Raw genomic sequence first — 17,008 nt, 5'->3', positions numbered from 1 at the left:
CCCGCGCCGACCTGCGAAAAGCCAGACATGGCAGGAGCACGCCAAGTAGACTGGAGAACACGCTTGAGTACGACGGGCGACGGGCGACGGGCGACGGGCGACGGGCGACGGGCGACGGGCCACGGCGGTGCGCGGGTCTCGGTGCTGTTCGCCGCGCGGTCGCAGAACGCGTTGCACCGGCTGCTCGACACCCTGCCCGTCTTCGCGGGTGACGGCCGGGTCCAGCGGTACTTCACCCTCGTCCCGGGATCGGACTTCTCCCTCGACGCGCTGACCGCCGTCGAACGGGCGGGCGGCCGCACCCTGCCCTGGCCGGAGGCGGCGGCCCGTCGCTTCGATCTCGTCCTCGCCGCCAGCCCCAAGGGCGACCTGCACGCCCTGCACGGCCCGCGCGCACTGCTCCCGCACGGCGCCGGATTCAACAAGTCCCTCCCGGACGAGGGCACCGCGGACTCCGCCTCCGGACTCGACCCCGCCCATCTCCTCCTGCCCGACGGCTCCCCGCTCGCCGCCCGGTACCTCTTCTCCCACCCCAGCCAGATATCCCGGCTCGCCGAGGTCAGCCCCGAGGCGGCGGCCCGCTCGACGGTCGTCGGCGACCCGCTCCTCGAACGGTTCCTGGAGTCACGGGACCTCCGCGACCGCTACCGCGCCGCCCTGCGCACCGGCACCCGCACCCTCGTCGTCATGCTCTCCACCTGGGGCCCGGAATCCCTCATCGGCCGCCGCCCCACCCTCCCCGCCGACCTGGCCGCCACCCTCCCCCACGACGAGTACCAGCTCGCCCTGGTGCTGCACCCCAACGAACGCGTCCGCCGCGGCGCACTCGACCTGGAGGAGTACCTGGCCCCGGCGCTGCAGGCGGGCCTGCTCCTGCCCGGCGTCCACGAGGAGTGGGCCTCGGCCGCCGTCGCCGCGGACGTGCTGGTCACCGACCACGGCTCGGCCGCCCTGTACCCCGCGGCCCTCGACCGCCCACTGCTCGGCGCCTACGACGGCGGCACCGAGCTGCTCCCCGGCAGCCCCATGGCCGACCTCCTCGACCGGATCCCGCGCCTGGACGCCGACCCCCGCCGCATCGTGGCGGCACTCCGCGAGCACCGGCCGGGCAGCACCAGCGCGCTGACGGAGTCGGTGTTCGCCGAACGCGGCCACGCGCTGGACCGTCTCCGGGAGGCGGTGTACGAGCTGCTCGGCCTCGCCCCGCCCGCCCATCCGGTGCTCCCCCGGCTGCTGCCCGACCCGGCACCGGCACCGATCAGCCCCGCCGCCTTCGCCGTCCGCGTCGAGTACGACGGATACGACGGGGACGACGGATACGGCGGGTACGGCGAGCAGGGACCGGCAAGGGGAACGATCCGGGTGTTCCGGCACCCCGCGCACCTCGCGCCCCCCGCCCCGGCCCATCACCTCGCCGCCGAGGCCGGCTCCGCGCACCACCGGTACACCCAGAGCGCCGCACTGCTGCACCGCAGGGCGGCAGCACACCCCGGCGCGGTGACGGAGCCGGCGGACCTGTGGACCAGCCGGATCCTGGCGGACCATCCGGGAGGCCGCCGTACCGCCGCGGTCGTCGTCCGCGACACCCACTGCCTGGTACGGCACGCCACCGGCCCCCTGCTGTCGGCCCGCATCGAGCCGCGGCGGGCGGACCGGCGCGTCCCGCCGGTGGATCCGGTCCCCGTCCTCTCAGCGGTGCACGCCGCACTCGTCGCCGGCCCGGGCACCGAGGACGCCTCGTTCACCTGCGCGATCGGCCCCCACACGGTCGGCGTACGCCTCGCCCCGGCCAGCGCCGAGGAGGCGGCGACGCCGGTCTAGCCCTCAGGCCAGCCCCAGCCGCGCCCGGATGTCCCGCGCCGCCGCCCGGTGTTCCTCGGCCTCGGCCTGCCGTCCCGCGTCGGCGGCGAGCCCGGCGAGGGCGTCCAGGACCCGTGCCTCGTCGCGCGCGCCGCTCACCGCACGCGTCCCGGACAGTGCCGACAGGTACAGCTCGCGCGCTTCGTCGGTCCGGCCGAGCCCGGCCCGCACCCCGCCCAGGGCGAACTCGGCCCGCGCGGTCAGCCGGGTCCGCCCGTCCTCGGCGAACCACGTGCGCGCCTGCGCCAGCAGCGCCTCGGCCCGCTCCAGTTCGCCGAGGCGGGCCAGGGCCTCGCCGAGACGGTACGTCTGCAGCACGACCCCGTAGGTGTTCCCGATCTCCTCGTGCACGGCCCGCGCCGCCGCGAACTCCTCGGCCGCGCCCGCCCAGTCGCCGCGCGCCGACCGCAGCATGCCGGTGAACTCCCAGGTGGACGCGGCGAGTTTGCGTTCCTCCGGGGTCGTTCCGAAGGCGGCCCGGACGGTGGACCACGCCTGGCCGAGCTGCCGCTCCGCCTCCTCGAACTCCTCCTGTTCCCACAGCGGCCGGGCCAGCTGGCAGCGCATGCGGACCAGCGTCCGCGGATCACCGGCGCGCTGGGCGGCGGCCACGCCCGTGCGGAAGGCGTCGATGTGGTCGCCGTGGTGCGGATGGTTCAGGAAGTGCGTCCAGAGGGGCTCGCAGAGCGCCGAGGCCTCCTCCGGTCCCCAGTCTCCGGCCGCGCCGGCCGCGTGGGCCAGGCGGACACAGCCGAACAGGGCGTGCCTTTCGGCCTCCAGCCACCGGTACGCCCGGGCCGCCGTGCCGTCCGCCGTGTCGCCGGGCCGGTCGAACAGCACATCCGTGGTGCCGGGCACCGGCTCCACCGGGGCGGCCGTCCGCAGCCGGGGCCCGGCCGCGGCGAGGTCGGCGCGCTGGGCCTGGCGCAGATACCAGCGGACGAGCCGTCGCAGCGCCTGCTCCCGCTCCACGGGGTCGCCGTGCCCCTCCGCCCGGCGGCGGGCGTGGGCGCGCAGCAGCTCCGGGAGCCGCTGTCGGCCATCGGTGCTGCGGCCGTCCAGGAGCCCGGCCGCGCGCAGCTCGTCGAGCGCGTCCTCGGCGGCCTCGGCACCCCGGCCCAGCAGGGCGTCGGCGGCGGCGAGGGTGAAGGAGGGGCCGGGGAAGGAGCCCAGCAGCCGGTAGAGGCGGGCCGCGTCGGGGCCGATGCTGTCGTAGGCCGCGTCCCACACCTGTTCCACCTCGGGGATGCCCTTGTCGTGCAGCTCGGACGTCAGCCGGCCGAGCAGCCGGGCCAGCGAGCGCCCCGGGTGCCGGCGCAGCCACTGCCCGGCCACGTGCAGCGCGGCGGGCAGCCCCGCGCACAGCGCCAGCAGGGTGCGCGTCTGCTCCGGCTCGGCGGACAGCCGGGCGTCCCGGGTGACCCGCTCCAGCAGGTCAAGGGCGTCGGCGGGTTCGAGCGGCCCGAGGGGGAGCTCGGTGGCCGCCCCGGCCTGGAGGTCGTACAGGGGCCCGTGGCTGGTGACGATGACGAGGCTGTCGCCGGAGGCGGGCAGCAGCGGCTCCACCTCGGTGCCGTAGCGGGCGTTGTCGACGATGACGACGAGCCGTCCGCCGTGCGTGAGGGACCAGTACTGGCGGGCCCGCTCCCGGAACACGGGCGCGATCCACTCCGCGCCGAGGCCGCGCAGCAGGTCGCCGAGGACGTCGGCGACCTCGACGGCGCCGCCCCGGCGGACGTCGTCGAGGTCGACATACAGCACGCCCTCCGGGTAGCGCTCGTGCAGGGCCCGGGCCAGCCGGAAGGCCAGCTCCGTCTTTCCGGTGCCGGCGTAACCGCTCAGCAGCAGGCACAGCGGCCGCGCCGCGCCGCCCGCCGTCTGCCGCTCCGCGACCAGTCGCCGGGCCGTTGCCTGCTCCCGCTCACGGTCCACGAAGTGCGCCGGCTCCGGCGGAATCTGGTACGCCATGTGTCGCTGGACACCCCTCCCGAATCGCTCCGCATCGGCAGGAGCCTATCCAGCGAATGGAGTTGACACGCCATCACGTGTCGAGGCGTCATTCCAGTGCGACGGCGACCGTGAACGGCGCGGTGCGGTCGGCGGCCTCGGTGAACACCTCCCGCGCCACCCGCCACTCCTCCGGGCGGGCGTCCGCGTACGCCCGCCAGCCGGTGACGACGAGGAGGAGCCCGCGGCCCGCCGCCTCCTCGGGCCAGACCGACAGATCGGTGAGACTGTCGAGGAGCGCGTCCCAGTTGCGGCCGAACCAGTCCGGCAGGGCCAGAGTCCGCGCCACGGCGTCCATCAGTCCGGCCTTGTCCGTGACGCCGTGGAGGTCCAGCGTGACCGTCAGGCGACCCGCGAGGTCGTCGCTCATCTCAGCACCGCCCGGAACGATTGGTAGTGATCATCGGTGTAGTAGATCTCCCCGCCCTGGCCGGTGACAATGCGCCGGGCCCCGCGGTCGCGCGAGCCGGGTGTCCTGACCGTGTACTCGTGGTAGTAGCCGCGCTGGTGCTGCGGCAGCCGTCCCTCGAAGTTCCCGAAGACGACGCCGTCCCTGGCGTAGGGGAAGGGGCCGCCCTTGTCGATGAGGGCGAGGGTCCGCCGGGCCTCGGCGGGCAGCCGGGACTCCCTGACCGTGCCCATGCCGTGCGCCCACGCCGGGACGGACACGCTCGTCCCGGATGGACTCGTCCCCGTACCCGCGCCGGCGCCCGGCCCCGATCCGGAACCGGAGGAGCACCCCGCGAGCAGTACAGCCAGGAGAAGGCCCAGCAGCCCCACGAGCGCGCGGGGTGACACCGGGTACCTTCCCGGCGGGCGGGACGGTCTCAAGGCGCTTCCGGGCGTTCGGGGAGGTGTCAGGGACCGTCTGTGGGTGTGGGGGACGAACCGCGGCAACATGCCGACGATGCTGCCACGGCCGCCCCGCCCCGACGCCGCCACGACCCGCTGGTGCGGACGCGGCCCGCCCCGGCCGCCGTGCCCACCGCGGAGTCGGAGCCGCCGCCACCGCAACCGCTCCGACCCCCACGGCCGCCACGCCGCCGGACTCGCCTCGCCGAGGAGCCGATCCGCAGCCCCGCGCGCCCGGCCGTCCCCGGCAAACCGCAGGGGTCGCCGCCCCGCCGCAAAGCCGACCTCAACCCCCCATGAGGTCAGCCACGATCATCACGAGCTACCCCGAACGACCCACAGCCAGCGACAAGCGCCAGGCACCCCGAACCGCCCCACAGGCGCCCCGCCACGACCGCCGCGCCCGACGCGAGTCGCCGCAGAGCCGGCCCGGACTCGCCGCGCAGTCGGTCGCGATCCGCCGCGGAGCCGGCATCGGCCGGGCCGCCCGCCGGGGCCGGACCACGACGAGCCCGGAGGGCCTCAGTGGCCGTCCGGGTCCGCGCGGCTGAGTGCGGGCTTCGGGGTCGGTCCTGCCGTCATCAGATAGTCCGCGGCGGACGTGTCCGTGACCAGGCTGGTGACCAGCCCGGACCGCAGTACCGCGTCGATCGCGGCCGCCTTGCGCTGCCCGCCGGCGATCGCCACGACCTCCGGGACACGGCGCAGCTGGTCGGCCTTGACCGTGATGCACCGCTCGCCCAGGTCCCGCCCGATCCGGCGCCCGTCGGCGTCGAAGAGGTGCGCGGCCATCTCGGCGGCGACCCCGAGCGAGGCGTAGTGGGCCCGCTCCTCGTCGCTGAGCATGTCGTGCACCGTCGAGATGCCCGGCTCCCAGGAGCCGATGGAGACACAGGCGACCGTGACCTTGTCGAAGTACTCGTAGGCCCGGGCGATCCCGGTCTGGTGGCGCAGCGCCGCCGCGGTGGCCGCGTCCGGCAGCAGCATCGGCGCGTAGATGGGATGGGCGTCGCCGCCGGACACCTGGGCCGCGCGGCGCACGGCCTCGACCGAGCCGCGCTCCGAGGTCCCGGCGTCGTACACACCCGTCAGCTGCACCACCGTGCAGGGCGGCAGCCGGTCGAGCGCCGCCGCCATGTGGATGGTGGACCGGCCCCAGGCCAGCCCGAGCACGTCCCCCTCGTTGACGAGCTCACCCAGCAGGTCCGCGGCGACCTCGCCGAGGTTCTCGGGGTCGGGGGTCTCCTCGGCCTCCGCCGGGGACTCGACCACGACGGCGTGCCGCAGGCCGTAGCGGGCGCGGAGCGCGTCGGAGCGCTCGGCGTCCAGCTCGGCCGGGACACGGATCTCGATGCGCACGAGATCCCGTTCGAGAGCGGTCTCCAGGACCCGGGCCACCTTGAAGCGGCTGACGCCGAACTCCTCCGCGATCTGGATCTTGGACTTGCCCTCAAGGTAGAAGCGGCGGGCCATGGCCGCCGCCTGCACCAGCTCAGCGGGTCCCATCCGCATGGCTGACCGGCCCGCCGACATACCCGACACGGCGATCTCCTCACTGCTGTTCACACTCTGGATTCGCCGTTCATCCTTGCAGATTCGGCGCGGCTGATCCGCCCTGAAGGGCGGCGTTCACTTAACCGTTCACGTATCTGTGGCTCAGTGGTCGCATGCCCAGGACGCCTTGGCGGTCGCCGCCTCCGCCTGCGCCCGCAGGGCACGGACCGCTTCCGCCGGGTCCTCGGCCCCGTACACGGCCGAACCCGCCACGAACACGTCCGCTCCCGCGTCCGCGCACTGCTCAATTGTCGAGGCCGAGACACCGCCGTCCACCTGGAGCCACAGCTGCAGGCCGTGCTTGCTGATCAGCTCACGGGTGCGGCGGATCTTCGGCAGCATGATGTCGAGGAAGGCCTGGCCGCCGAAGCCGGGCTCGACCGTCATGATCAGCAGCATGTCGAGTTCCGGCAGCAGGTCCTCGAACGGCTCGATCGGCGTCGCGGGCTTGAGCGCCATGGAGGCGCGGGCACCCTTGGCGCGGATCTCCCGGGCGAGCCGCACGGGCGCGGCGGCCGCCTCCACGTGGAAGGTCACGGAGGAGGCACCCGCCTCGACGTACTGGGGCGCCCAGCGGTCGGGGTCCTCGATCATCAGGTGGCAGTCCAGCGGGGTGTCCGTCGCACGCGCCAGGGACTCCACGACCGGCACGCCGAGCGTGAGGTTGGGGACGAAGTGGTTGTCCATGACGTCGACGTGGAGCCAGTCGGCGCCCTGGACCGCCTTGGCCTCCTCCGCGAGGCGGGCGAAGTCGGCGGACAGGATGCTGGGGTTGATCTGCGCGGCCATGCCCCTAGCCTGCCATGTCGCTGCGCTCGGCCGTAACGGCGGTCCATTGCGGTCGTGGTTCGTCTGCGGGCCGGTGGGGGCTGGTCGCGCAGTTCCCCGCGGCCCCGAGCGGCACTGCCCTGCCCGGCGTCAGGCGGTTCTGCGGATCAGTGCGAGGTACATCGCGTCCGTGCCGTGCAGGTGGGGCCACAGTTGGATGTCGGGGCCCTCGCCCAGTGCGGGCACGCCCGGCAGCAGCGGGCGGGCGTCGATCAGTTCCGCCTCCGGGCGCTTCTTGAGGACGTCGGCGACGACCGCGCGGGTCTCGGCGAGGTGCGGTGAGCAGGTGGCGTAGCCGACGATCCCGCCGACGCGTACCGAGTCGAGCGCGGTGCGCAGCAGGGCGCGCTGGAGGGGGGCGAAGTTGTCCAGGTCCTCGGGGCGGCGGCGCCAGCGGGCCTCGGGGCGGCGGCGGAGGGCGCCGAGTCCGGTGCACGGCACGTCCATGAGGACGCGGTCGAAGGTGCCGGGACGCCACGGCGGGCGGGTGCCGTCGGCGGCGATGACCTGGTACGGGCCCGGGTTGCCGGCCAGTGCCTTCGCGACGAGGCCTGCCCGGTGCGGCTGCTTCTCGGAGGCGAGCAGCGTGGCGCCCCGCTCGGCGGCTAGCGCGGCCAGCAGCGCGGCCTTGCCGCCGGGCCCGGCGCACCCGTCCAGCCACTTGCTGTCGGAGCCCTCCAGGGGTGCGGCCGCGAGCGCGAGGGCGACCAGCTGGCTCCCCTCGTCCTGTACTCCGGCCCGTCCCTCGCGCACGGCCTGCACCGCGCCCGGTTCCCCGCCCTCGGCGAGCCGCACGGCGTACGGCGACCAGCGTCCCGGTACGGCGGCCTCCTCGCGCAGCAGCTCGTCGGTGGTGGCCCGCCCCGGCCGCGCGACCAGGGTCACCTCGGGCCGCTCGTTGTCGGCCTCCAGCAGGTCCTCGATGCCCGCGCGGCCGCCGCCGAGCGAGTCCCAGAGCGCGGAGACGACCCAGCGGGGGTGCGAGTGCACGACGGCGAGGTGATCCTCCGGGTCCTCGTCGTAGGGCGGGGCGACCTTCTCCAGCCAGCCGTCGAGGTCGTTCTGGGCCACCTTCCTCAGCACGGCGTTGACGAACTTGGCCCGCCCGTCGCCGAGCACCACCCGCGCCAGTTCGACGGAGGCGGACACGGCGGCGTGCGTGGGGATCCGCGTCCCGAGCAGCTGGTGCACACCGACGCTGAGCACGTCGAGCACCGGCGGGTCGACCTCGCGCAACGGCCGGTCGACACAGGCGGCGATCACCGCGTCGTACGTCCCCTGCCGGCGCAGTGTGCCGTACACCAGCTCGGTGGCGAGTGCGGCGTCCCGCGCGTCGAAATCGCCCTTCTCGCGGGCCTTCCTGAGCAGCGGGGGCAGCACCAGGTTGGCGTACGCGTCCCGCTCGTCGACCGCGCGCAGCGCCTCGAAGGCCAGGATGCGGACGGGGTCCTTCTGGGGACGGCGGTAGGGCTTGGCGGGGTTGCGGGGCCGCCGGGACTGCTCACTCACGTAAAAGGTGCTCCGGATGTGAAGAGGAGGATGCGGTGTCCAGCGTACGTCGGCACGCCGTCGGCCCCGCCGCCCGGGGCTCAGCCGCCGAGCGTCTCGCTCTCGGCGATGCGCACGCCGCGGGCCCAGTCGGCGGCGCGCATCGGCTTCTTGCCCTGTGCCTGCACCCAGAGCAGCTCGACGGCGTACGAACCGGTGCCCACGTGCACGCTGTTCTTGCCGACCGCCATCCGCCCCGGTGCGAGATCCGTGCGCTCGGGCACGGGCGTGACCTGGATGAGCTTGAGCCGCTCGCCGCGGAAGGTGGTCCAGGCGCCGGGCGCCGGGGTGCAGCCGCGCACGACCCGGTCGACGCGCAGCGCCGGCGCGGACCAGTCGACCTGGGCGTCCTCGACGGTGATCTTCGGCGCGACGGTGACGCCCTCGGCCGGCTGCGGCACGGCCTTCAGGGTGCCGTCCTCGATGCCGTCCATGGTCGCGGCGAGCAGCCCTGCGCCGGCGAAGGCGAGCCGGGTCAGCAGGTCGCCGCTGGTGTCCGTGGACCGGATCGCCTCGGTGACCGTGCCGTACACCGGCCCCGAGTCGAGGCCCTCCTCGATGAGGAAGGTGGAGGCGCCGGTGATCTCGTCGCCCGCCATGATGGAGTGCTGCACCGGTGCCGCCCCGCGCCAGGCGGGCAGCAGCGAGAAGTGCAGGTTGACCCAGCCGTGCGCCGGGATGTCGAGGGCGGCCCTGGGCAGCAGGGCGCCGTAGGCGACGACCGGGCAGCAGTCCGGGGCGATCTCCCTCAGCCGCTCCAGGAACTCCGGGTCGCGCGGCTTGAGGGGCTTCAGCACCTCGATCCCGGCCTCCTCCGCGCGCTCGGCCACGGGTGACGCGACCAGCCTGCGCCCGCGCCCGGCCGGCGCGTCGGGCCGCGTGACGACGGCGGCCACCTCGTGCCGCCCGGAGGCGATCAGGGCGTCCAGAGCGGGAACGGCGACCTCGGGGGTACCGGCGAAGACGAGCTTCATGGGCGGGATCGGGCCTCTCGGGCTGGGGTTGGCGGGCAGCGCACCAGTCTATGACCTCGGACGGAAGGGCGGGTCAGGACCGTGGAGGCCCGGCTCGTGACCGCGGACGCAGGGCGTGCGCATATGCCCGTACGCCCCCACCCCGTGACCCGTGGAGCGCACACGCGTTGGTCAAGAAAGAGTTGACCACATAGGGCCTTTTCGCGGCCCGATTCCTTTCAACGCCGGTTCGAGAGGCTTGTTCATGGCCGACCACGCCACCCACGACGCCCAGGCCCGGGCCAGCCTGCACCTGCTGGTGCGGGACATCGAGCGGGTCCGCCGGCAGGTGGACGCGCTGCGCACGCTCACCGCCCAGCTGGGCAACGTCTACCGCCCGCGCCGCTCCGGCCCGTCCACGGGCTTCGTCGTCTACGGACGCGCTCCCGCTCCGACGGTGCGCCTCGCCCAGGAGCTCCGGGACAGTGTCGAAACCCTGGTCACGGCCGCCGTGGACTTCGACCGCTCCCTCGGCTTCTCGTGGGACGCGGTGGGCTCCGCGCTCGGGGTCACCAAGCAGGCGGTGCACCGCCGTTACGGCGCCCGCCGCGCCGCGGCCCAGGCGGCCGCCGAGGCGGAGCGGGCCCCGGAGCCGTCCGGTACCCGCACGGTCGGCGTGAGCGCCGGGCTGCCCACGGTCCCGGCCGCCCGCTCGATGCCCACGCAGCCGACCGCGGGCAGCCCGGCCCTGCGCGACGACGCCCGCCCGACTGCTTTCCCCAGCCCGCGCAACGGCTGACGGTCCTGCCCCTGCCCTCTCGGGAGCGTCCGGGAGGGCACACGCAAGGGGGGGGCATGGGGCGGTCGCGTCCCCTCACCCGATGTCCGCCGGATCGATCCGCACTCGCACCGGCTCCCCGCTCCCCCGTGCCATGCGAGCGGCCTGGGCCGCCTTGAGCGCGGAAGCCAGCGCGGCCCCGCTGCCCGGCGGTACCCGCACCAGCGCCCGGTCCCAGTGCTCGCCCGGCGGCGGTGCTCCGGGCCTGCGGGGCCGGCCGGGCGGCGTGGGCGACATCGGCACCGGCCCCAGCACCTCCGCGTCCGGCGGCAGTTCGACCGAGGACAGGAACTCGGCGACGGCTGCGGGCGGCCCCGACACCGCCGCCATCCGCGACACCGGCGGGAAACCCAGCTCGGCCCGCTCGGCCAGCTCCCGCACCGCGTGCCCGACCGGGTCCCAGCGCACCAGCGCCTGCACGGGCCGCAGGGTCGGCTCGGCCACGACGACCACCGTGCCCCCCTCGCTCTGCGGCCGCACCAGCGATCCCGCCGCGATCCAGCGGCGCAGCGCGTCCTCGCCGGCCCGCAGGTCGGGGCGTACGAGCATGGCCCAGCCGTCCAGGAGGAGGGCCGCCGCGTACCCGCCCTCGGCGACCGGTTCGGCGCCCGGGGTGCTCACGACCAGCGCGGGCGTGCCCGGCACCGTGTCCAGCACGTGTTCCCGTCCCGAGGTGCGCACCGGGACGGCGGGAAAGGCGCGGCCCAGCTCCTCGGCCGTCCGCCGCGCCCCCACGACCTGGGCCCGCAGCCGGAAGCCGCCGCACTCGGGGCAGTGCCATTCGCTCTCCTCGCGCCCGCACCAGGCGCACCGCAGCACCCCCGCGTCCTGCCCCTGCAGCGGTCCCGCGCAGTGCCGGCACCTCGCGGGCGCCCGGCACTGCGCGCACGCCATACGCGGTGCGTAACCGCGTCGGGGCACCTGCACCAGCACCGGACCGTGCCGCAGCCCCTCGCGGGCCGCCTGCCAGGCGAGGCTCGGCAGCCGGGCGGCACGCGCGGCCTCGTCCCGCGCGAGGTCCTCGTCCCCGACCGTGCGGACCAGGGGCGCGGCCCGGCGCACCTGCTCGCGCCCGGCGGCCAGCGGCCGGGCCCAGCCGCTCTCCACGAGCTGGGCGGCCTCGACGGTGCAGGCGAATCCGCCGAGCAGGAAGGCGCACTTGTCCAGCGCGGCGCGCAGCAGCAGCACGTCGCGTGCGTGCGGCTGCGGGGCGTGCTGCTCGCTGTGGCTGTCGTCGCCGTCGTCCCAGATGGCGACGAGCCCCAGGTCCGGTACGGGCGCGAACATCGCCGCCCGCGTCCCGACCACGGCCCGTACGGACCCCCGTCGCACGGCGAGCCACTGTCCGTACCGCTTCTCGGGCCCGGCGTCGGCGGTGAGCAGCGCGTGCCGGCCCGCGCCGAGCAGCGCGGTGAGCGCGGCGTCGACCCGCGCGGCGGCCCGGCCGTCCGGTACGACGACGAGGGCGCCGCGTCCGGAAGCGAGCGTGGCGGCGACGGCGCGGGCCAGTTCGTCGCTCCACTGCGGACCCGGCAGGGCGTTCCAGACAGCCCTGGGCGACCCTCCGGAGGCCAGCGCCTCCAGGAACGCCGCTCCGTGCTCGTACCGCCGCCAGGAGGCCGTCTCGGGGGCCCTGGGCGGGGGCAGTGGCGCGGGCGAGGACCGCTGTTCGGCTCGCGCGCTGCGCGGTGGCACGGCCAGCTGCAGCACATCGGCGAGGCTGCCGGCGTACCGGTCGGCGACGGCCCGTGCCAGGCCGAGCAGTTCCTCGCTGAGCACCGGTTCCGGCGAGACGACCTGGGCAAGGGCGGCCAGCGGCCCCGCGTAGTCGGACTCGGCCCGTCGCTCGACGAGGAAGCCGTCGATGAGCCCGCCGCCCTCGCGGCGTCCGTCGCGCACCCGGCCGCGCCCGGCCCCGAACCGCACCCGCACCCGCACGCCGGGCTGCGCCTGCTCGTCCAGCTCCTCGGGCACCGCGTAGTCGAAGTACCGGTCGAGGTGCAGCACGCCCTTGTCGACCAGGACCCGTGCGACCGGCAGCTCCTTGGCGAGCGCGGCCCCCCGCCAGGTCCGCGGCTTGGCGCGGGGCGTCCTGGCCTGGCGCACGCTCTCCCGGATGAGCGCGAGCTGCTCCGGCGGCGCCCCTGCGGCCCCGCCGTCCCCGTCTGCCCGGGGCGCCCCGTTCTCGCTGCTCACGCTTGCATTCTTACCAAACGGCACTGACAACGGGGCCGGCCGGCGGATACCCGCGGTGGGCGCGCACGCCGAGGCCCGGCCCCCCGACGGGGAGACCGGGCCTCGGTGAGAAGAGCGGAGGGCCTACAGGCCCACGGCCTTGCGCAGGGCGTCCACGCGGTCCGTGCGCTCCCAGGTGAAGTCGGGCAGCTCGCGGCCGAAGTGGCCGTAGGCCGCCGTCTGGGCGTAGATCGGGCGGAGCAGGTCGAGGTCGCGGATGATCGCGGCCGGACGCAGGTCGAAGACCTCGTCGATCGCCTTCTCGATCTTCTCGGCGTCGACCTGGGCGGTGCCGAAGGTCTCCACGAACAGACCGACCGGCTCGGCCTTGCCGATCGCGTAGGCGACCTGGACCTCGCAGCGGGAGGCCAGGCCCGCGGCCACCACGTTCTTGGCGACCCAGCGCATCGCGTACGCGGCGGAGCGGTCGACCTTGGACGGGTCCTTGCCGGAGAAGGCGCCGCCGCCGTGGCGGGCCATGCCGCCGTAGGTGTCGATGATGATCTTGCGGCCGGTGAGGCCGGCGTCACCCATCGGGCCGCCGATCTCGAAGCGGCCGGTCGGGTTGACCAGCAGGCGGTAGCCCTCGGTGTCCAGCTTGATGCCGTCGTCCAGGAGCGCCTTCAGCTCCGGCTCCACGACGAACTCGCGGATGTCGGGGGCGAGCAGCGACTCCAGGTCGATGTCGCTCGCGTGCTGCGAGGAGACGACGACCGTGTCGAGGCGTACGGCCTTGTCGCCGTCGTACTCGATGGTGACCTGCGTCTTGCCGTCCGGGCGCAGGTAGGGGATGGTGCCGTTCTTGCGGACCTCGGACAGGCGCTTCGACAGCCGGTGCGCCAGGAAGATCGGCAGCGGCATCAGGGTCGGCGTCTCGTCGGACGCGTAGCCGAACATCAGGCCCTGGTCGCCGGCGCCCTGCTTGTCCAGCTCGTCGTCGTCGCCCTCGACCCGGGACTCGTACGCCGTGTCGACACCCTGGGCGATGTCCGGGGACTGCGCCCCGATGGACACCGACACGCCGCAGGAGGCGCCGTCGAAGCCCTTCTTCGAGGAGTCGTAGCCGATCTCAAGGATCTTGCTGCGGACCAGGGTCGCGATGTCCGCGTAGGCCTTGGTCGTCACCTCGCCGGCCACGTGCACCAGGCCGGTGGTGATCAGCGTCTCGACGGCGACCCGGGAGGACGGGTCCTCACGCAGAAGCGCGTCGAGAATGGTGTCGCTGATCTGGTCAGCGATCTTGTCGGGGTGACCCTCGGTCACGGACTCCGAGGTGAACAGGCGACGGGACACAACGCTCCCTGTGGTTGCAGCGGCTGCTGGCTGATCATTTGCGGCGACGCGCGGGGCTGCGCCCGGCGTCGACCGTGAACAGTTTATCGGTCGCACTCGGCCGATGGGGCACGTGTCTCGCCTCTCGGGAGCGCTGTGACCTGCGGCACGGGCATTCTGCCCAATGCCGGGCGGTGTTGGCCAGGTGCCGCCGCACCCGATTTGACCGGGCTCCGGGCGCTTCGTCAACCGGGTTTCCGGGCCCTCCTGCGTCACTCCAGCCGCTGTGCCACCAGATCCCAGACGATGTCGGCCAGGGCCTCCTTGGGGCCGTGCGGCACCGGTGTCTCGCTGCCGTCGGCGCCCAGGACCACCGCCTCGTTCTCCTCGGACCCGAAGGTCTTGCGCTCCCCCACCTCGTTGACGACCAGCAGGTCACAGCCCTTTCGGGCGAGCTTGGCACGGCCGTTGGCGAGGACGTCGTCGGTTTCGGCGGCGAAGCCCACGACCACCTGTTCGGGCCGCGCCCGGTCGGCCGAAACCTCCGCGAGAATGTCTGGATTCCGTACCAGGACGATCGGGTCGGGGTCCTGGCCGTCCCTCTTCTTGATCTTGCCGCTGGCGTAGACCGCCGGACGGAAGTCGGCGACGGCGGCGGCCATGACGACGGCGTCGGCGTCCGCCGCCGCCTTCAGCACGGCCTCACGCAGCTGGACGGCCGTGCCGACCGGTACGACGTCCACGCCCGCGGGGTCGGGCAGGCCGGTGTTGGCCGCGATCAGGGTGACCCGGGCGCCGCGCGCGGCGGCGGTGCGGGCGAGGGCGTAGCCCTGCTTGCCGGAGGAGCGGTTGCCGAGGAAGCGGACCGGGTCCAGGGGCTCGCGGGTGCCGCCCGCGGAGACCACGACGTGCCGCCCCCCGAGGTCGGGCCCGGTGGCACCCCGGGCCAGCACCCGGCGGCAGACCTCGAAGATCTCCGCCGGGTCGGGCAGCCGGCCCTTGCCGGTGTCGACGCCGGTGAGGCGGCCGACGGCGGGCTCGATGACGACGGCGCCGCGGCGGCGGAGCGTGGCCACGTTCTCCTGGGTGGCCGGGTGCTCCCACATCTCGGTGTGCATGGCGGGCGCGAAGACGACCGGGCAGCGGGCGGTCAGCAGCGTGTTGGTGAGCAGGTCGTCGGCGAGGCCGTGGGCGGCCTTGGCGAGCATGTCGGCCGTGGCGGGCGCGACGACCACGAGCTCGGCGTGCTGGCCGATGCGGACGTGCGGAACCTCGTGGACGTCGTCCCAGACCTCCGTCGAGACCGGATTGCCGGACAGGGCGGACCAGGTCGCGGCGCCGACGAACTGGAGCGCGGAGGCGGTGGGCACCACGCGGACGTCATGGCCCGACTCCGTGAGCCTTCGCAGCAGCTCACAGGCCTTGTAGGCGGCGATGCCGCCACTGACCCCCAGAACGACCTTCGGCTTGTCCACCGTCTCTCCCCGGACTCGAAAACCTGGCACACCCATGAGACACCACAGGCCCGGCAGTCGCGCTGCCGGGCCTGTGGACAAGTCAACCGCAGTCTGAAAGTACTGCTGCGCGGTGTTACTGGGCGGGGCCCTCGACGGCCTCGGAGGTCAGCAGACCGGCGTTGATCTCGCGCAGGGCGATCGAGAGCGGCTTCTCGTGGACGTGGGTGTCGACGAGCGGACCGACGTACTCAAGGAGGCCCTCGCCCAGCTGCGAGTAGTACGCGTTGATCTGACGGGCCCGCTTGGCGGCGTAGATCACGAGGCTGTACTTCGAATCGGTGGCCTCAAGCAACTCGTCGATCGGCGGGTTGATGATGCCCTCGGGCGCGGTGATGGAAGAGGACACGCTCTACCTTCCGAATGAGGGGAAAAGATCAGTCACGATCACACAATGTCCATCAAGGCTAGCAGCTCGCGCGCCACGTCCTCGACGGAGGTGTTGACCAAGGTCGTATCGAACTCCGGCTCGGCCGCCAGCTCGGTCCTGGCCGCCCGGAGGCGGCGCTCGATGACCTCGGGCGGCTCGGTGCCCCGGCCGGTCAGCCTGCGCACCAGCTCCTCCCAGGAGGGCGGAGCCAGGAACACCAGCCGAGCGTCGGACATCGACTCCCGGACCTGCCGGGCGCCCTGGAGGTCGATCTCCAGCAGCACCGGCTCACCCTTCTCCAGCCGCTCCAGCACGGCCGCGCGGGGCGTGCCGTAGCGGTTGCCGGCGAACTCGGCCCACTCCAGCAGCTCGCCGTTGGCGATCAGCTTGTCCATCTCCTCGTCGGTGACGAAGAAGTAGTGGACTCCGTGCTGCTCGCCGGGGCGGGGCTTGCGGGTGGTGGCCGACACCGAGAGCCAGACCTCGGGGTGTTCCTTGCGCATATGGGCGACGACCGTGCTCTTGCCGACCCCCGAGGGGCCGGAGAGCACGGTCAGCCGCGGACGTTCACTCATGCAGCGATTATTCCAGCAATCCCGGAGTGCCCGGGACTCCCGGTCCGGCGGGCGCCGGACTCAGGAGCCGGTGCTGCCGAACTCACGCTCCAGGGAAGCGATCTGGTTGGAACCGAGACCGCGCACGCGGCGGCTCTCGGAGATGCCCAGACGCTCCATGATCTGCTTGGCGCGGACCTTGCCCACGCCCGGCAGCGACTCAAGCAGCGCGGAGACCTTCATCTTGCCGATGACGTCGTTCTCCTGGCCCTGCTTGATGACCTCGTGCAGGGAGGCGCCGGAGTGCTTGAGTCGATTCTTGACCTCGGCCCGCTCCCGGCGAGCCGCGGCGGCCTTTTCGAGCGCGGCTGCGCGCTGTTCGGGGGTAAGGGGCGGAAGAGCCACGCCTACGTCACCTCGGATGTCGAACTGTCGGATACGGACCGGTGAGGAACCTAGTCGCCCCACACCTGGGGAGCTACGAGCAACACGCTTCACCCGTTCTCCCCCACTACCTGATGGGTGTGGGGGTGTCCCCACAGCTCGGAGACTAGCGGTCAAGTCCGCTGGAGTCAGCGAGAACAGCGGAAAAGTCCTGGTCAGCCTCCGCCAGGCCGGACATT

At 73.9% G+C, this 17,008-nt stretch carries 14 protein-coding genes and 1 pseudogene; 2 read left to right on the top strand and 13 right to left on the bottom strand.

What is annotated here, in order from left to right; all coding sequences use genetic code 11:
• Positions 1-63: 63 nt before the first annotated feature.
• The gene (locus ABT171_RS30255) at positions 64-1,821 is read left to right on the top strand and encodes a translation initiation factor 2 (protein ID WP_351249333.1); all 1,758 of its coding nucleotides are present in this window, start codon (positions 64-66) and stop codon (positions 1,819-1,821) included.
• Between the two features lie 3 nt (positions 1,822-1,824).
• On the opposite strand, the gene ABT171_RS30250 is transcribed toward ABT171_RS30255, so the two are convergent.
• From ABT171_RS30250 to fmt, 7 genes are all read right to left on the bottom strand, one after another.
• Positions 1,825-3,828: a tetratricopeptide repeat protein gene (locus ABT171_RS30250; RefSeq protein WP_351249331.1), complete on the bottom strand. Its 2,004-nt coding sequence runs from the start codon at positions 3,826-3,828 to the stop codon at positions 1,825-1,827.
• 88 nt (positions 3,829-3,916) lie between these two features.
• Positions 3,917-4,237, bottom strand: coding sequence for a barstar family protein (locus tag ABT171_RS30245; protein WP_351249329.1), 321 nt, complete (start codon positions 4,235-4,237; stop codon positions 3,917-3,919).
• Complete coding sequence (locus ABT171_RS30240; protein ID WP_351249327.1) at positions 4,234-4,665, bottom strand: guanyl-specific ribonuclease; 432 nt, start codon at positions 4,663-4,665, stop codon at positions 4,234-4,236. The genes ABT171_RS30245 and ABT171_RS30240 overlap by 4 nt, the downstream gene beginning before the upstream one ends.
• 576 nt (positions 4,666-5,241) lie before the next feature.
• Positions 5,242-6,285 carry a sugar-binding transcriptional regulator gene (locus ABT171_RS30235; protein ID WP_351249325.1) on the bottom strand — a complete coding sequence of 348 codons (1,044 nt, stop codon included), beginning with the start codon at positions 6,283-6,285 and terminating at the stop codon, positions 5,242-5,244.
• A gap of 90 nt (positions 6,286-6,375) precedes the next feature.
• Positions 6,376-7,062 carry a ribulose-phosphate 3-epimerase gene (gene rpe, locus ABT171_RS30230; RefSeq protein WP_351249323.1) on the bottom strand — a complete coding sequence of 229 codons (687 nt, stop codon included), beginning with the start codon at positions 7,060-7,062 and terminating at the stop codon, positions 6,376-6,378.
• Positions 7,063-7,191: 129 nt separating this feature from the next.
• Positions 7,192-8,610, bottom strand: a complete 1,419-nt coding sequence (locus ABT171_RS30225) for an RsmB/NOP family class I SAM-dependent RNA methyltransferase (RefSeq protein ID WP_351249321.1) — start codon at positions 8,608-8,610, stop codon at positions 7,192-7,194.
• 80 nt (positions 8,611-8,690) lie between these two features.
• Positions 8,691-9,623: a methionyl-tRNA formyltransferase gene (gene fmt / locus ABT171_RS30220; RefSeq protein ID WP_351249319.1), complete on the bottom strand. Its 933-nt coding sequence runs from the start codon at positions 9,621-9,623 to the stop codon at positions 8,691-8,693.
• Between the two features lie 244 nt (positions 9,624-9,867).
• Here fmt and ABT171_RS30215 point away from each other — a divergent pair, with 244 nt between their 5' ends.
• Entirely contained in the window at positions 9,868-10,401 is a 534-nt protein-coding gene (locus tag ABT171_RS30215) for a hypothetical protein (RefSeq protein WP_351249317.1), read from the top strand.
• A 75-nt stretch (positions 10,402-10,476) separates the two neighbouring features.
• Here the strand turns inward: ABT171_RS30215 and ABT171_RS30210 are convergent, their stop codons facing one another.
• The 6 genes and pseudogenes from ABT171_RS30210 to ABT171_RS30185 all read right to left on the bottom strand — a co-directional run bounded on the left by ABT171_RS30210 (position 10,477) and on the right by ABT171_RS30185 (position 16,790).
• A complete protein-coding gene (locus ABT171_RS30210; protein WP_351249315.1) occupies positions 10,477-12,636 on the bottom strand; it encodes a primosomal protein N' in 2,160 nt (719 codons plus the stop codon).
• A gap of 123 nt (positions 12,637-12,759) precedes the next feature.
• Entirely contained in the window at positions 12,760-13,968 is a 1,209-nt protein-coding gene (gene metK, locus ABT171_RS30205; protein ID WP_351249313.1) for a methionine adenosyltransferase, read from the bottom strand.
• 251 nt (positions 13,969-14,219) lie between these two features.
• Positions 14,220-15,422, bottom strand: coding sequence for a bifunctional phosphopantothenoylcysteine decarboxylase/phosphopantothenate--cysteine ligase CoaBC (coaBC, locus tag ABT171_RS30200; protein WP_351249311.1), 1,203 nt, complete (start codon positions 15,420-15,422; stop codon positions 14,220-14,222).
• 115 nt (positions 15,423-15,537) lie between these two features.
• On the bottom strand, positions 15,538-15,810 hold the full coding sequence (gene rpoZ, locus ABT171_RS30195) for a DNA-directed RNA polymerase subunit omega (protein WP_003982715.1): 273 nt from the start codon (positions 15,808-15,810) through the stop codon (positions 15,538-15,540).
• A gap of 38 nt (positions 15,811-15,848) precedes the next feature.
• Positions 15,849-16,439 (bottom strand): annotated as a pseudogene (gene gmk, locus ABT171_RS30190) (guanylate kinase); the annotation flags it as partial.
• Positions 16,440-16,466: 27 nt separating this feature from the next.
• Positions 16,467-16,790, bottom strand: a complete 324-nt coding sequence (locus ABT171_RS30185; RefSeq protein WP_003977346.1) for an integration host factor — start codon at positions 16,788-16,790, stop codon at positions 16,467-16,469.
• Between the last annotated feature and the right edge of the window lie 218 nt (positions 16,791-17,008).

The organism is Streptomyces sp. NPDC001851, assembly GCF_040297165.1.
GTDB lineage: Bacteria > Actinomycetota > Actinomycetes > Streptomycetales > Streptomycetaceae > Streptomyces.
The sequence above is the reverse complement of the archived record's forward strand: the minus strand, read 5'-3'. Positions and strand labels throughout refer to the sequence as shown.

What these genes read in the sequence shown, in the direction of transcription:
- ABT171_RS30250 (WP_351249331.1), bottom strand. Translation starts at nt 3,828, where the DNA reads ATGGCGTACCAGATTCCGCCGGAGCCGGCGCACTTCGTGGACCGTGAG.
- ABT171_RS30245 (WP_351249329.1), bottom strand. Translation starts at nt 4,237, where the DNA reads ATGAGCGACGACCTCGCGGGTCGCCTGACGGTCACGCTGGACCTCCAC.
- rpe (WP_351249323.1), bottom strand. Translation starts at nt 7,062, where the DNA reads ATGGCCGCGCAGATCAACCCCAGCATCCTGTCCGCCGACTTCGCCCGC.
- fmt (WP_351249319.1), bottom strand. Translation starts at nt 9,623, where the DNA reads ATGAAGCTCGTCTTCGCCGGTACCCCCGAGGTCGCCGTTCCCGCTCTG.
- ABT171_RS30215 (WP_351249317.1), top strand. Translation starts at nt 9,868, where the DNA reads ATGGCCGACCACGCCACCCACGACGCCCAGGCCCGGGCCAGCCTGCAC.